At 60.0% G+C, this 13,851-nt stretch carries 15 protein-coding genes; 1 reads left to right on the forward strand and 14 read right to left on the reverse strand.

The features are described from left to right. Nucleotides 1-220: 220 nt before the first annotated feature. From AAEZ10_RS12030 to AAEZ10_RS12050, 5 genes are all read right to left on the reverse strand, one after another. Nucleotides 221-1,477: a methyltransferase gene (locus AAEZ10_RS12030; protein ID WP_350569344.1), complete on the reverse strand. Its 1,257-nt coding sequence runs from the start codon at nt 1,475-1,477 to the stop codon at nt 221-223. Continuing rightward, on the reverse strand, nt 1,458-2,147 hold the full coding sequence (locus tag AAEZ10_RS12035; protein WP_350569345.1) for an ABC transporter permease: 690 nt from the start codon (nt 2,145-2,147) through the stop codon (nt 1,458-1,460). Before AAEZ10_RS12035 ends, AAEZ10_RS12030 begins: the two co-directional genes overlap by 20 nt. After that, a complete protein-coding gene (locus AAEZ10_RS12040) occupies nt 2,144-2,839 on the reverse strand; it encodes an ABC transporter permease (RefSeq protein WP_016772144.1) in 696 nt (231 codons plus the stop codon). The genes AAEZ10_RS12035 and AAEZ10_RS12040 overlap by 4 nt, the downstream gene beginning before the upstream one ends. Nucleotides 2,840-2,916: 77 nt before the next feature. After that, nucleotides 2,917-3,669, reverse strand: a complete 753-nt coding sequence (locus tag AAEZ10_RS12045) for an ABC transporter substrate-binding protein (protein ID WP_348970457.1) — start codon at nt 3,667-3,669, stop codon at nt 2,917-2,919. 13 nt (nt 3,670-3,682) lie between these two features. Continuing rightward, the gene (locus AAEZ10_RS12050; RefSeq protein ID WP_024011209.1) at nt 3,683-4,456 is read right to left on the reverse strand and encodes an ABC transporter ATP-binding protein; all 774 of its coding nucleotides are present in this window, start codon (nt 4,454-4,456) and stop codon (nt 3,683-3,685) included. 543 nt (nt 4,457-4,999) lie between these two features. On the opposite strand from AAEZ10_RS12050, the gene gabP reads away from it, so the two are divergent. Continuing rightward, a complete protein-coding gene (gene gabP / locus AAEZ10_RS12055) occupies nt 5,000-6,391 on the forward strand; it encodes a GABA permease (protein WP_016772141.1) in 1,392 nt (463 codons plus the stop codon). Nucleotides 6,392-6,469: 78 nt separating this feature from the next. Here gabP and vapC read toward each other — a convergent pair whose 3' ends face one another. From vapC to AAEZ10_RS12100, 9 genes are all read right to left on the reverse strand, one after another. Continuing rightward, nucleotides 6,470-6,868 (reverse strand): type II toxin-antitoxin system tRNA(fMet)-specific endonuclease VapC, encoded by a 399-nt coding sequence (gene vapC, locus AAEZ10_RS12060; RefSeq protein WP_016772140.1) that lies wholly within the window; start codon nt 6,866-6,868, stop codon nt 6,470-6,472. Further along, complete coding sequence (gene vapB, locus AAEZ10_RS12065) at nt 6,868-7,098, reverse strand: type II toxin-antitoxin system VapB family antitoxin (RefSeq protein ID WP_024011210.1); 231 nt, start codon at nt 7,096-7,098, stop codon at nt 6,868-6,870. The genes vapC and vapB overlap by 1 nt, the downstream gene beginning before the upstream one ends. Nucleotides 7,099-7,263: 165 nt before the next feature. Next, complete coding sequence (locus AAEZ10_RS12070) at nt 7,264-7,716, reverse strand: hypothetical protein (RefSeq protein ID WP_041477513.1); 453 nt, start codon at nt 7,714-7,716, stop codon at nt 7,264-7,266. 6 nt (nt 7,717-7,722) lie between these two features. Continuing rightward, entirely contained in the window at nt 7,723-8,136 is a 414-nt protein-coding gene (locus AAEZ10_RS12075; RefSeq protein ID WP_122747942.1) for a hypothetical protein, read from the reverse strand. A 29-nt stretch (nt 8,137-8,165) separates the two neighbouring features. Further along, on the reverse strand, nt 8,166-9,101 hold the full coding sequence (locus AAEZ10_RS12080) for an alpha/beta hydrolase family protein (RefSeq protein WP_241664661.1): 936 nt from the start codon (nt 9,099-9,101) through the stop codon (nt 8,166-8,168). A 106-nt stretch (nt 9,102-9,207) separates the two neighbouring features. Continuing rightward, nucleotides 9,208-10,266: a PDDEXK nuclease domain-containing protein gene (locus AAEZ10_RS12085; RefSeq protein WP_350569460.1), complete on the reverse strand. Its 1,059-nt coding sequence runs from the start codon at nt 10,264-10,266 to the stop codon at nt 9,208-9,210. Between the two features lie 281 nt (nt 10,267-10,547). Next, a complete protein-coding gene (locus tag AAEZ10_RS12090) occupies nt 10,548-10,892 on the reverse strand; it encodes a hypothetical protein (RefSeq protein WP_110644802.1) in 345 nt (114 codons plus the stop codon). A gap of 22 nt (nt 10,893-10,914) precedes the next feature. Next, on the reverse strand, nt 10,915-12,393 hold the full coding sequence (locus tag AAEZ10_RS12095; protein ID WP_350569350.1) for an aminotransferase-like domain-containing protein: 1,479 nt from the start codon (nt 12,391-12,393) through the stop codon (nt 10,915-10,917). A 27-nt stretch (nt 12,394-12,420) separates the two neighbouring features. Further along, nucleotides 12,421-13,845, reverse strand: coding sequence for an L-lactate permease (locus AAEZ10_RS12100; RefSeq protein WP_073471558.1), 1,425 nt, complete (start codon nt 13,843-13,845; stop codon nt 12,421-12,423). Between the last annotated feature and the right edge of the window lie 6 nt (nt 13,846-13,851).

Consider the following 13,851-nt stretch of genomic DNA (forward strand, 5'->3'; position numbering starts at 1 on the left):
CTAGCCCAATATTCGTCGGTTATGTCGTTTTGATTGGCAGCTTATGCACAACTGAGGGGCGCGGATACTGGCTTATGCGAGGTGTTGTGAACCCATTCTCATCTTGTTCGCAAATCCCTGTTTTACAGGTTTTTTATTCATGTGCACAAAAAATGACCAGTGATGTTAAAGCGACGAAACAGGCGCAGATATTGGATCCATGGCAAATCCATCAACAGTGTTATCCACAGGCTGTGATGTTTTCAGCGCGTTCGGCGAGCAGCAGTAAGTTACGCGGTGTGAGTGAGGTGTCGCAAAAGGTGCCGAGGCGTGCGACGTATCCCTGTTCTGCGAGGAAAAGCGCCCGATCCAGATTCAGCCAGAGCTCCAATGGTCGCCGGAACAAACCGCGGAGCAATTCCAGGTTGCGAACTTCGGCCAACCGCTGCCAACCGGCTGCTTCGAGTTCGGGCCAATCTGGCTCGCCGATTGTGGATAACTCTTTGAGCACAGCCAGATCGCGACAGTAAGCAGCGAACGGTTTGTCCAGCCAGGCGCTGGGCAGGGAGGGCGTTGGCAGGTATTCATCGACGCCGCGCACTTGCCGTTGCAGCAGGTCGAAAGCCAGGCGACGAGCCATCGAGGTGTCGCGCTGACGTCGGACGCGCGCACCGGCGGTGACGGTTTCGCTCATCGGCAGCGACAGATCTTCCAGCGAGAGCTGTAGAAGCGATGCCGATCCTGCGCAGGACAAGGCGTGATATTCGTTGCGACTGATGCGGTTGTAGCAGCAGGGCGCAATCGCCATTTGCTGGCAACCTGCGGCACTGGCCAGTTGCATCAAGCGCACATGAAGATCACCGCACGCGTGGAGGGCGATGGGGGTGTGCGCGGCGTTCAATACGGCTGGGGCATCCGCCGCGAGCACATCCTGTTCGACATGCAAAGCGTGCAGATGATGACGCTGACTCAAGGCCTGACCGCTGGCGACCAGCACCGGATCGTATTCAACGCAAGTCAATTGTTGCCCGGCACCCAACAGGCGCCGTCCCAGATGCCCTTTGCCGGAGCACCAGTCCAGCCAATGCGTCGGCTGCGAGGCAAAGGATAGGCGACCGGCAAACGCCTCGATCTGCTGCCACTTGCGCCCAGGCACATCGACATTCAAGCGATGCCCGGCAGCTTCAAGCGCACGCCCCGGCAACCCACCGACCGCACTCAACTCTGCCGACAACTTCGCCAATGAAGCGAACGGCTCTGGCGCATCGACAAGATCAGCAGGATGGTTGTGCGCGCGTTCTGCATCTTCCAGCGACCGCCCGCGTAGCCACGCAGACAGCTCCGGGTAGGACGCTTCCCATGGAAGTTGTAGGTGAGTGAACGGTCGAGGTTTCCACAGCGCCTGATGCTCAATCAGAAAAGCATCCAGCGCGGTGAAACGGGCGAGTAGGGCCTCGCCCGTCAGCACGTGGGAAGTATCAGCGGCCTTGGCAGGCATCGACGCGCAGCCAGCGCTCCAGCAGCTTGAAGCCGCGTACCAGCACGTAAGCCATGACCAGATAGAACACACCGGCGGCGAAGAAGATCTCAACCGGCAGATAAGTGCGGGCGATGATCGTGCGGGCCATGCCGGTCAGTTCCAGCAGGGTCACGGTGCTGGCCAGGGCGCTGGCCTTGAGCATCAGGATCACTTCGTTGCTGTAGGCCGGCAGGCCGATGCGCGCGGCACGGGGCAGGATGATATAGAACATCGCTTTGGGCTTGGACATGCCCAAGGCCCGCGCAGCTTCGATTTCACCGGGTGGAATGGCCTGAATGGCTCCACGCAGGATTTCGGCGATGTACGCCGCCGTATGCAGCGTCATGGTCACCGTTGCACACCAGAACGGATCGCGCAGGTAGGGCCACAACGCGCTTTCACGCACCGCGTCGAACTGCGCCAGACCGTAATAGACCAGGAACAGCTGCACCAGCAGCGGCGTGCCACGGAAAAAGAAGATGTACGCGTAAGGCAGCGAGCGCACGTACCAGCGCTTCGAAGAGCGCGCGATGCCCAGCGGAATGGCGAGCAGCAGGCCGGCGATGACCGCGATGGCGACCAGTTCCAGTGTCAGCGTCGCGCCCTGTGCCAGTTTCGGCAGCCACTTGATGATGACTTCCCAGTTCATTGCGCGCTCCTCGCAAAGCCGCGGGCGGCGCGTTTTTCCAGCAAGTGCATGCCGGTCATCGCCAGCACCGTCAGGCCGAGGTACATGATTGCCGCGACCATATAGAAGGTGAACGGTTGTTTCGACACGGTCACACCGATCTGCGCGTGACGCATGATTTCTTCCAGACCGATGACCGATACCAGCGCGGTGTCTTTCATCAGGATCATGAACAGGTTGCCCAGGCCAGGCAGGGCGATGCGCCACATCTGCGGCATGATCAACCGGGTGAAAATCCGCCACTTCGACAGGCCCAGGGCCTGGCCGGCTTCACGGTGGCCCTTGGGGATGGCCAGCAGGGCGCCACGAAACACTTCCGTGGCGTACGCACCGAAGCACAGGCCCAGTGCGATCACACCGGCGGCAAAGGCGTTGAGTTGCAGGTCGGGATTGCCGAAATACTCACCGAGGGCGCGCATCAGGTTGACCGTACCGAAGTAGATCAACAGCACCCAGAGCAATTCCGGGACGCCGCGTACCAGCGTCGAATAAGTGCCGCCAAGCCATTGCAGCGGCTTGTACGGGGAAGTCTTGGCCAAGGCGCCGAGCAGGCCGAGCACCAGGCCCAGGCACAGGGCGGTGAGGGCCAGTTGGACGGTCATCAGCGCGCCAGCGGCGAGCGCCGGGCCGAATCCGTAGAGGTCGATAATCATGGGTTTCTGTTCAAATTGCGGCAGGCAAAGTCGGGAGCCGGTGCCGCTTGATCACGGCGCCGGTCCCACAGGTCAGATCAATAGATGCTGAACGGGAAGTACTTGTCGTTGATTTTCTTGTAGGTACCGTCAGCGACGATTTCCTTCAGCGCGGCGTTCAGCTTGTTGCGCAGTTCGTTGTCACCCTTGCGCACGGCGATGCCGATCTTGTCGCTTTCCACTACCGGGTCGCCCTTGAACTCGTAGTTCTTGCCGTCGTCGGTTTTCAGCCAGTCGTAGTTGGCGTACTTGTCGGCGAGGATCGCGTCGACACGGCCGGAGGTCAGGTCGAGGTAGGCGTTTTCCTGGGTGTCGTAGAGGCTGACCTTGATATCGCCACCGTAGGTGTCTTCCAGCCAGGTGCCGGCCAGCGTTGCGCGCTGGGTACCGATGGTCTTGCCCTTGAGCGAGTCCTTGTCGGTTTTGAAGTCGACGTTTTTCGGCGCGATGAACTGCAATTTGTTCGAGTAGTACGGGTCGGTAAAGTCCACCGCGGCTTTGCGCTCTTCGGTGATCGACAGCGAGGAAATCAGGAAGTCGAACTTCTTCGCGTTCAGCGCCGGAATGATGCCGTCCCAGTCGGAAGTGACGACGGAACATTCGGCTTTCATCTTCGCGCACAGGGCGTCGCCGATTTCCTTGTCGAAGCCGACCACCTGGCCGCTCGCGTCTTTATTGTTGAACGGCGGGTAGGCCGCTTCGATGCCCATCTTCAGGGTTTCAGCCATGGCGCCGGCGCTGAACGCGAGGGTGACGGCGGCGGCCAGGAAGACCTTTTTGAAATTCTGCATGCATGTTGCTCCGTTAGCGGTTGCTGGACATGAATTGTTTGCAGCGCGCCGAAAGCGGGTTGTCGAACACCTGCTGTGGCGATCCTTGCTCTTCTATAAGGCCCTGATGAAGGAACACCACTTCGCTGGAGACCTGGCGGGCGAAGCCCATTTCGTGGGTCACGAGCAGCATGGTACGGCCTTCTTCGGCCAATGCGCGGATGACACTAAGTACTTCCTGAACCATTTCCGGGTCAAGCGCGGAGGTGGGTTCGTCGAACAGGATCACCTTCGGCTGCATTGCCAGCGTGCGGGCGATGGCGGCGCGTTGTTGCTGACCACCGGACAATTGCGCCGGGTAGGCGTGGCGCTTGTCAGCGATGCCGACCTTGGCGAGCAACGCTTCGGCGACTTCGATGGCCTCGGCCTTGCTCTGGCCGAGCACGCGGCGCGGGGCCTCGATGACGTTGTCGAGCACGCTCATGTGCGGCCACAGATTAAAGTTTTGAAATACAAAACCAATCTCCGAGCGCAGGCGATTGATCTGTTTGCCGTCGGCGGCGACCAGTTCGCCGTTCTTCGCGGCCTTGAGCTTGAGTTCTTCACCGGCCACCAGGATCTGGCCCTGATGCGGGTTTTCCAACAGGTTGATGCAACGCAGGAACGTGGACTTGCCGGAACCGGAAGAGCCGAGGATCGAGATCACGTCGCCGTCGCGGGCGGTCAGCGAGATGCCTTTGAGCACCTCCAGCTGTCCGTAGCGTTTGTGCAAGTTGCGGATTTCAAGCGCGGGCGTGGCCTCAGCCATGTGCGTTCCTCATATATGTTGCGCTCCTGCTGTTGGCGGGCCTTTCTGGCGAGGCGGCCAAGCTAGCATAGCGTTTCAATGGCAGCCAACAGCGCTACGAGCGGTAAACGGGTGGCATGTGGCGGGTTGTCGCATCGGCGCAGCAGACTGTCGCCCCATCAACAACCCAACGGGTGTCTGATCGTGCAAACCCGTGGGTGCCGCGTAAAAAAAGGCGCGATGTTGCCAGCTTTGGCGGGGTGTTGGAAGCGCTATCCGGCCGAACGTTCCTTATTCGCCCTTTTTCTGTGCGCCGCACACTTTTTCTGTGTGTTTCTGGTGCGCGGATTCGTCTTGAATGTGAGTCGCCGGGTAACGTTCTGGCGAATAGCCATTAAACTCAATGACTTGCATCGGATGCCGGAGCCCCCGGCACTCAAGGACTTGAAACATTTTGGCGCAAATATTGCGTGCAGAATAAGGAACAGGCCGTTGGATTCTTTTTACGAGAAAGAATTTTCAGACGCGCCGGACGCACTCGCTTTCCTTGCAAAGGTAGTCTCTATGAGCAGTACCCCAAGCTCCACAGGCCTCGAACAGGGGCTCAAACCGCGTCATGTGACCATGTTGTCGATCGCCGGTGTGATCGGCGCCGGTCTGTTCGTCGGCTCCGGCCACGCCATTGCTGCCGCCGGCCCGGCCGTGCTGCTGGCTTACGCCGCCGCCGGTACGTTAGTGGTGTTGGTGATGCGCATGCTCGGCGAAATGGCCGTGGCTTCGCCGGACACCGGTTCGTTCTCGACTTACGCTGACCGCGCGATCGGTCACTGGGCCGGTTTCACCATCGGCTGGTTGTACTGGTGGTTCTGGGTGCTGGTGATTCCGCTGGAAGCCAACGCCGCCGCAACCATCCTGCACGCGTGGTTTCCGGGCGTGGACATCTGGGCTTTCGCTCTGGTCATCACCATGCTGCTGACCGTGACCAACCTGTTCAGCGTGAAGAACTACGGCGAGTTCGAGTTCTGGTTCGCCCTGATCAAGGTGCTGGCGATCATCGGCTTCATCGGCCTCGGTCTGGCGGCGATTTTCGGTTTCCTGCCGACCAGTCAGGTCAGCGGTGTGTCGCATCTGTTCGACAGCGGCGGCTTCCTGCCCAACGGCATGGGCGCTGTGCTGGGCGCGATACTGACCACCATGTTCTCGTTCATGGGCACCGAGATCGTCACCATCGCGGCGGCGGAATCGAAGGACCCAGGCAAGCAGATCTCCAAGGCGACCAACTCGGTGATCTGGCGGATCGGCCTGTTCTATCTGGTTTCGATTTTCATCGTGGTGGCGCTGGTGCCGTGGAACGATCCTACCCTGGCCAACCTCGGTTCCTACCAGACCGTACTTGAGCGCATGGGCATTCCCAACGCCAAGATGATCGTCGACATCGTTGTGCTGGTGGCAGTGACCAGTTGCCTGAACTCGGCGCTGTACACCTCCTCGCGCATGCTGTTTTCCCTCGGCAAGCGCGGCGATGCCCCGGCCATGTCGACCCGCACCAACAAGAGCGGCACGCCTTACTGGGCGGTGATGTTGTCGACCGGCGCAGCGTTCCTCTGCACCTTCGCCAACTATGTGGCTCCGGCCGCGGTGTTCGAATTCCTCCTGGCCAGCTCCGGCGCCATCGCGCTGCTGGTGTATCTGGTGATCGCCTTCTCGCAACTGCGCATGCGTAAACAGCGCATGGCGCGCGGCGAGAAAATCGTCTTCAGCATGTGGCTGTTCCCCGGGCTGACCTGGGCGGTGATCATCTTCATCGTCGCCGCGCTGACCATCATGCTGTTCCAGGAAGCCCACCGCGTGGAAATCCTCGCCACCGGTCTGCTGAGCCTGATGGTGGTAGCCGCTGGTCTGCTGGTGTCGCGCCGTCGCAAGCTGGAGAAGCGTGGTGCGGTGGTGTTGAACTGAGTCGTAACGCGTGATGTAAAAACGGCCGCTGTCAGGGATGACTAGCGGCCGTTTTTGTTTCTGAGCTTTCCAGTCAGGTTAAACCCAGTCCTCGATTCGCAAACCGGAAACGCGTTGAAACTCCCGTACGTTGTTCGTCACTACAATGAGTCCAAGTGAGCGTGCGTGGCCAGCGATCATTTGGTCGTATGGTCCGATCGGCGTTCCAGCCTTCGCGAGTTCAGATCGAACCATCCCGGCCTGTGCGGCTGCGTCGTTATCGAAAGGCAAGACATCCAGTCGCGCGACAAATCCTTCAACAATTGCCAGATTTTTCTCCGGGGCCGCCGACTTTTCAGCACCGTAAATAAGCTCCATAAGCGTGATAGCGCTGATGCACAACTGCCCGGAATGTCGATTGAAGGCTTCCCGGACAATTTGTGGTTTGTTCTTGATGGTGAAGATGCAGATATTTGTATCCAGCATGTACTTGATCATCAGAACGACTCGCGCTCCTGTTCAGTGGGTTGCTCACGGTTAGCCATGAAATCAGGGCTGACGCTGTCGCCATCAAACCAGCTATCCCAGCTTTCTCCAGCAGGCGTAATGACGCGTGTTCTGCCAATCGCGATGACTTCCACTCGTTTAACGTCGCCGGGCATCGCAACTGCCTTTGGCAGTCGGACTGCCTGACTTCTGTTGCTCATGAAAATTGTGGTCTGCTCCATATTCGGGCTCCCGGGTCTGTTCCTGTGATTAGCTCAGGATAGATCGTGCTGGGGATATGTCAATGGGATATACATCGTCACCGGACAAAGAGTAGCTAGGCCATCCAAACAAAAACGGCCGCTGTCAGGGATGACAAGCGGCCGTTTTTTGTTTCTGAGAAGGGCTTATTCGCTCTTGTCTTCCTGGGTCTCTACCGACTTCCCATAAGCATCCAGCGCCACCCCGAAATCCGTAATGAACTGCGGCTCGCTAAGCCAGGCCTGGGCCTGTTCGATGGTCATGCCGTCGGCCCACATGCGGTAGTCGATGAGCATGTCGGCAGCCAGGTGGGTGGCGGCCATGCCTTCGTTGTCGGCGTTTTCCATGTCGAGCAGTTCAGGATGGTCGACGATGATGAAGGCCAGTTCGCGCAGCAGGGTCAGCAGCATTTCGTTGCGGCTGACGGCTTCGGCGTCGCGCATTTTGCTGAACATCGCCAGGGTGTATTCCGGGATCGGCTCGGCGAGGTGGCCGAGGTCTTCGTCCTGATCCAGCGGTTTGCGCCCGACCATGCGGATCTGCTTGGCTTTGGCCTTGGCGCGTTTGGCGCGTTTCTGTTGCTTGTTCAGGGATGCCATGGGAGCTCAGTTCTTCTGTTGGGTTTGTGCGGCGATCGTGTCGGATGCCGCTACATAGTCAGCCTGGAAGGCCGGAGATTCGATCCACGCCAGCGCGCCGGCCTCGTCGGTTTCCTGCGACCACTGGCGGTACTCGATCAGCGCGGCGAGGATGAAATCCATCGCACCTTCCTCACCTTCCTGCTCATAGACCAGTTCCAGCAGCGGATCTTCAAGGAACGCGGTGCACATGGCCTGTTGGCTGATCTTCTCGGCGTCGATCATTTTCTTGAACAGCTCGGTCAGGTCCACCGATTCGAAATCGATGCGGTCGTCGTTCGGGTCGAGCTCGACCGGCGCTTCGGCACGCTTGGTGCGGTTCTGCTTGGCCTTGGCTTTGGCCCGGGTGGCGCGTTTGTGCTGCTTGTTGGCGGAGGCCATGATGTGTTCCGTCGTGCGTTGAGAGGGGCTCAGCTGCGTGGCACTTGTCGGCCGGGTGTATCGGCGGCCAGTGCGCCGGTCTGCAGCCAGGTCAGAGCAATGGGCCATAGTGTGGCTTGGTATGCGCTGCGAAAAAAGCCGAAATGTCCGACTTGTCGTTCGCCGATGTCCTGCGGCGCAATGCGCAGATGGGTTTTTGCCGCGTTGCTGAAGTAGCCGAGCAGGCGTTCGATCGCCGGGATCGTGCCGTAAGGATCATCGCTGAGGCTGATGGCCAGAGTCTGCGCGCGGACCTTGGCGAACGGCGGGGCGCCCGCCTTTTTCATCAGTGCGCGACCGCTTGGGCGTTGCTCGTAACGCGCGGTGGGTGTGCTCCAGTCGCAAACTACGCCGGTTGGCGTGTCCTCCAGCCAACCCAGCCGTTTGCCGGGGAAATAGCCGCAGAGCAGCGTCATCAAAGGCATGACCACATGCCACTTGCCGAACATCCGCCAGCGATGTTGAGGCGCGTAATCGCGCCAGTAAGCGAACTGCGCACCGACACTTACCAATCGTCGGATCACGTTGCCCGACTCGGCCAGGCCCGCCGCGCATCCGCCGAAACTATGGGCGACCACATCGATTGGCTGACCGGGAAACTCCCGCTGCGCCCGTTTGAGCATCGCTTCGAAATCCAGCGCGCCCCAGTCAGTCCACGAAGCACGCAGCCCTTTGATCGATTCGCTGCGTGATTCGCCAATGCCCCGGTAGTCGTAGGTCATCACGTCGAAGCCGTGACTGAACAGATAGGCTGCGAACCTTGAGTAATGGCGACAGCGCACCGAGGTGGCGGCGTTGATGATGACCACCGGGCGCTGTGGATCGGGCGAACTGTGGCGCCAGGTGAAGCCGCCGAGTGCGTAGCCGTCGTCGGCAGTTTCCTTGAAGGACGTGCCTTCAGCTGCAGTCAAAACTGGTTGGCTCAACTCTGCGTCTTCCAACTCGAATGGGGGCTTGCTGCCTATGGCGCTTGACCTCGGCGGTTAGGTGCCAACCATAGTCGCCGCGCTGATCAAGAACAATCCGGCCGGTTCATTCACTGGATTGAATGAGCATGCGTTCTTCGATCAACGCCTGTTCGCGGTTGAGTTCAGCACGTAACTCTTCTTCGCTCGGCAGTATCGTCTTGTAGCTGCTGGCGAACAGTTGCTCATTGCCTTTGAGCATGGAATAGCGCGCCACCGAGTCATTGCTTTCCGCGCTCAGAATGATACCGACGGTTGGCTTGTCACCTTCGCTGCGCTTGAGCTCGTCGTACATGCGCACATACATGTCCATCTGCCCGACATCGCGGGCGCTGAGCTTGCCGCGTTTCAGGTCGATGATGACGAAGCACTTGAGCAGGTAGTTGTAGAACACCAGATCGATATAGAGGTCGACGCCGTCAGTGCTGATGCGTTGTTGGCGGGCGACAAAGGAAAAGCCTTTACCAAGTTCAAGCAGGAAGCTTTGCAAGTGGTCGATGAGGGCTTGTTCGAGTCCGCTTTCCCTGACTTTGCCTGCCGAGGGCAGACCGAGAAATTCGAGCATGACCGGATCGCGAATGAATTCCCGCGGATTGCATTTCATCGCGTCGATGTTGGTCGTGGCTTCCTCGACCACCTCGGCTTTGTCCTGACTCATCAGCAGGCGCTCGTAGTAGAGCGTCAGGATCTGACGATCAAGGGCGCGGCTTGACCAGTTGAGGTCGGCGCATTCGTTCATGTACCACAGGCGCGCTTTCTCGTTCTCGACGCGTAGCAGGCGGCGGTAATGGGTCCAGCTCAATTCGGGACGCAGTGCGTTCCAAATTGGAAAAGACTGATAAAAGCTACGCATATATCGCAGATTGCGCTCATCAAATCCCTTCCCGAATTGCCCCGTTAGATCCTTCGCCAGCAGCGCGAGCAACTGCTGGCCATAACCCGCTCGCTGAGCGCCTTTCTGTTCGAACTCGACGATATGCCGGCCGATTTGCCAACAAGTCTGCACCTGAATCGTATCGACCGCGCGTAGCACTTTTTGCCGCGCCTGGCGAATCAGTTCGCCCAGTTCGCCCAGCAGTGAATCGATTCTATGGTCTTGCGTATCAGCAGGTTTGAGCTGGCTCATCGGGTCTTCCGCATTCTGGAAACAGAGACGCAAGCATGCCGGGGAAGGCGGCGCAGGTATGTCGGGCGAACCTGCGAGTTCGGAAGGAAGGGCGGAACAGGCGTTGCAGGACTTTGCCACCGGAAGGCGCGGAACAGGGTAAATGTCCGTAGTCCATTTCGTACTTTTTGCCCAGTCAATCGCCGCAGAGTTGGCGGCGCTGCGGTGAGCGATCTGGTGTTGCGCTGGAATGAAAGGAACAGGCAGGTAAGAGGCTGCTTCAAAAAAGCGCCCCAGTTGCATCATCGCGAGCGCTTGCCCTTCGGCCTCTGCTCACGCATCCGCCCTTTGCGATAAATCCACAGCCCGAACACACCGATGGCCAACATGAACGCGGTCCAGAAGCTCTGCCACATGAACTCGAACCAGTATCGCCGAGGTTGCAGTGCCAAGGTGTAGGTGCTGCGCGGTCCACGATTGTTGGTGGTGATGGAACCGCTGATCCAGCTTTCGATAAGCATGTAGATCGAAAGACACACGGCTAAGGCAATCAGCACGCCAGCGAGCACGGTAAGCCAAAATGTCCAGCGGCTCGGGCGATACGGCGGGGGATGCGGCAAGCGAATACGGGTTCTTTTCTGATTCATAAGCAGGGCTCGCGCAAGCCGGTCAGGAAACTGCCAGCTCTTGCAGCTGTTCAGTCGGCATCTGCCGCGGGCTCGTCGGGCGTGCGGCAAGGTGGGCGCATTCGGCGATCACCTTGAGAATGCCGATCACCGCCGGCGTCAGCGCAGTGCCAAGGCAGATGCGCACGCCTGTGGAAGCCTGGCCGTCGGCGAAAAAGATGCCGCTGCCAGCCACGTGGCAACCGCGCTCCGTGGCCAGTTGCTGCAGCGCAGACATGTCGGTGTGTGTCGGCATTTCGATCCAGTGGATGAAGCCGCCGCGCGGTGCCACATAGACGGTCCCGAGCGGGAAATCCGTGCGCACCAGCGCTTCGACAAAACTCGCCAGCGAAGAGAGTTGCGACCTCAATCTGGCGCAGTGCTCGTCCATGTAGCCACGGCCGATGAATTCATTGAGGACGTTTTGCGCCAGGCTGGAAACGGCCAGGTTGCGCGAAAACATCTGCGCGAGGATGGCGTTGCGGTATTTGCCGGCCAGACACCAGCCGACGCGATAACCCGGCGCGATGGTTTTCGAAAAGGACGAGCAATAGATCGTCTGGCCGCTGCTGTCGTAGCTCTTGAGGGCGCGCGGTCGATCAGCTTCGGGCACCAGGTCGAAGAAGATGTCGTCTTCGATGATCGGCACATCCGCTTCCCGGGCGATCCTTGAAAGTCGCGCGCGCGCTTCGTCGGGCATGATGAAGCCACGCGGATTCTGCAGCGTCGGATTGAGAAAAATCACCGCGACCTTTTTTTGCTTCAGGGCTTCTTCCAGATGATCGACATCCAGGCCCGTACGCCCGTGGGTGCGGATCGGCAAGGCGCGCATGCCCAGGCGTTCGATGGTCTGCAGGATGCCGTAATAAGTCGGGGTTTCGATGGCGACTGTAGCGCCTTTCGACGCGACGGCTTCCAGGGCCAGTTCCAGAGCGATGGTGTCGCCCGACGTCACCAGAATGTCGTCCGGCCCGCAGACTACACCGCGGGTCAGCATCAGCCCGGCGATGCGCCGTCGCAGCGCTGGCAGGCCGGGTGGCGCGACCAGACCGCTCAGCGCGTTGTCAGTCCTGGCGGCCAGCACCGAGAGGCATTTGTTGAGCAACACGTTGGGCGTGAGATCGCTGTGCAGAACCGCCGAATTCAGCGATGCAGTGGTGCGCGACGCTGCTTCGGAGAGCATCGCGACCACCGCATGATTGACGTTGACGGTGACACTGGAGAAATCGAAAGCGCCGGATGGTTTTGCCCGCCCTGACGCCGAGACGAAGTAGCCGACGCGCGGCACCGTCGTGACGTAGGCGTCGGCCTCGAGGTCGGCCAGCGCCCGCTGCACCGTGGTGATGCTGGTCTCGAACATCCGCGCCAGAACGCGGATTGACGGCAGTTTCGCTTCGGCCGCCAGGTCACCGCTGTCGATCTGGCGAATAATCCAGTCCTTGACTATCCGCCAGCGCTTGTCCGGCAAATCAAACCTGTCCATAAGTTCTCTGTGATGATTCGAAACAATTCACAGAAAGTAGAGCAAAACGATCCCCGTTGCAGCAACTATGACGATGTTCAGCGCCACCAGACCGAAGGCGAAGCGGATCAGGCTGTTTTCTTCCTGGCGGTTGGCCCCGGCAAGTCCGGTGATCAATGACAGGATCGACAGCGAGCCAAGTGCGCCATGGCCGGCGGCGCTGTTGACCATTGCCGCCAGCCACGCCCCGTGTTCGCTGCTCAGCGCGGCAATGGACGGCATCACCAGCGTGTTGCCGCCGACGTTGGAGCCGGTGACATAACCGGCAATCCCTGCCAGCAGGGCGATCGTCGGCGCCAGCGAAATACCCGACATGGATTGCAACGCGCTTTGCGCCTCGACGAGGAATCCGGCGTTGACCATCACCTGGGACAGCAGCAGGAACAGGAAGATTGTCGTGACCGGAAACTTCGCCCGGTTGAACAGCGCTTGCCACGAGAAACCCGCGCCCGCGGTTTGCCTGAACGCCATCAGCACGGTCACGATCAGCAGCGCCAGCCCTGGAGACGCCAGCGGCTTCCATGAAACGTGTTCGCCCCTGACAACCCACAGGCCATCCCAGCCCGACAGCACGAACAGTCCGCGCGACGCCACAATCACTCCCAGCAAGGCCAGATAAGGCCATGCCGCGCTCGGCCAGCGCACCAGTTTTTTCCGTTGCGCCCAGGAGATGCCCAGGCCAACGCAAGCCACGGCCAGCCCGGCCAGCACACCGGAAACTTCCGGGCCGAGCCACAGGTTGACGCCAAACAGCACGGCAACGAACAGGGCAGTCACGACAAGCAGCCCCAGCCACGCTGTCATCTTGCGGATGCCGGCCTGCCACAAGGCCAGCGACGCCAGGCAAAGGAACACTGGCGCGCTGATCAGCGCCGAATGGCTGCCGAGGGTTTGCGCCGGCAAATGCGCCAGCAGGGCACCGATCACCGTTGCCAGACCCAGTGTGCCCCACGGCATGATGACCATGCCGGCGAGGGCAATTTTCATCCCCGATTGGCGAGTGAAAAGCCCCATCAGCAGCGGCACCGTGGCGATCAGCGAAACGCCGAAGCCGGTCATCGCTTCCAGCAGCGGCGCCAGGCCCAGCACGATGAAAATCACCTGCGCCGGGGGTGTCCAGCCGAGTTCCTTGACCCATGCGCCGATGGCCTGCGGTGCACCGCCGCGCTCGACCAGAATGACGAAGGCCAGCCCCGGGACGATTACGCACGCGGTGCTGAGAAACAGGATCGTGGTGTCCTGAAAAATCGCCGAGGAGATCGCCGCCGACACCGGCCCGGCAGCGCCCAGCGCCCACAGCACCAGCACCAGCACGACACCGGCCAGCGCCGCTTGTACCGGCGGACGCCGGAGGATCAGAATCAGCGCGATCACCAGCGCGATCGGTGACATTTGCAGCAAGAGAGAGCTCATAGCGGT

Source organism: Pseudomonas sp. H26/SER47-MNA-CIBAN-0231, from assembly GCF_040310465.1.
In the GTDB taxonomy this organism is placed as follows: domain Bacteria; phylum Pseudomonadota; class Gammaproteobacteria; order Pseudomonadales; family Pseudomonadaceae; genus Aquipseudomonas; species Aquipseudomonas atacamensis.

Bases quoted from the DNA above. Each gene is read 5' to 3' on its own strand.
- AAEZ10_RS12030 (WP_350569344.1), bottom strand. From the start codon at position 1,477: ATGCCTGCCAAGGCCGCTGATACTTCCCACGTGCTGACGGGCGAGGCC.
- AAEZ10_RS12035 (WP_350569345.1), bottom strand. From the start codon at position 2,147: ATGAACTGGGAAGTCATCATCAAGTGGCTGCCGAAACTGGCACAGGGC.
- AAEZ10_RS12040 (WP_016772144.1), bottom strand. From the start codon at position 2,839: ATGATTATCGACCTCTACGGATTCGGCCCGGCGCTCGCCGCTGGCGCG.
- AAEZ10_RS12045 (WP_348970457.1), bottom strand. From the start codon at position 3,669: ATGCAGAATTTCAAAAAGGTCTTCCTGGCCGCCGCCGTCACCCTCGCG.
- AAEZ10_RS12050 (WP_024011209.1), bottom strand. From the start codon at position 4,456: ATGGCTGAGGCCACGCCCGCGCTTGAAATCCGCAACTTGCACAAACGC.
- gabP (WP_016772141.1), top strand. From the start codon at position 5,000: ATGAGCAGTACCCCAAGCTCCACAGGCCTCGAACAGGGGCTCAAACCG.
- vapC (WP_016772140.1), bottom strand. From the start codon at position 6,868: ATGATCAAGTACATGCTGGATACAAATATCTGCATCTTCACCATCAAG.
- vapB (WP_024011210.1), bottom strand. From the start codon at position 7,098: ATGGAGCAGACCACAATTTTCATGAGCAACAGAAGTCAGGCAGTCCGA.
- AAEZ10_RS12070 (WP_041477513.1), bottom strand. From the start codon at position 7,716: ATGGCATCCCTGAACAAGCAACAGAAACGCGCCAAACGCGCCAAGGCC.
- AAEZ10_RS12075 (WP_122747942.1), bottom strand. From the start codon at position 8,136: ATGGCCTCCGCCAACAAGCAGCACAAACGCGCCACCCGGGCCAAAGCC.
- AAEZ10_RS12085 (WP_350569460.1), bottom strand. From the start codon at position 10,266: ATGAGCCAGCTCAAACCTGCTGATACGCAAGACCATAGAATCGATTCA.
- AAEZ10_RS12090 (WP_110644802.1), bottom strand. From the start codon at position 10,892: ATGAATCAGAAAAGAACCCGTATTCGCTTGCCGCATCCCCCGCCGTAT.
- AAEZ10_RS12095 (WP_350569350.1), bottom strand. From the start codon at position 12,393: ATGGACAGGTTTGATTTGCCGGACAAGCGCTGGCGGATAGTCAAGGAC.
- AAEZ10_RS12100 (WP_073471558.1), bottom strand. From the start codon at position 13,845: ATGAGCTCTCTCTTGCTGCAAATGTCACCGATCGCGCTGGTGATCGCG.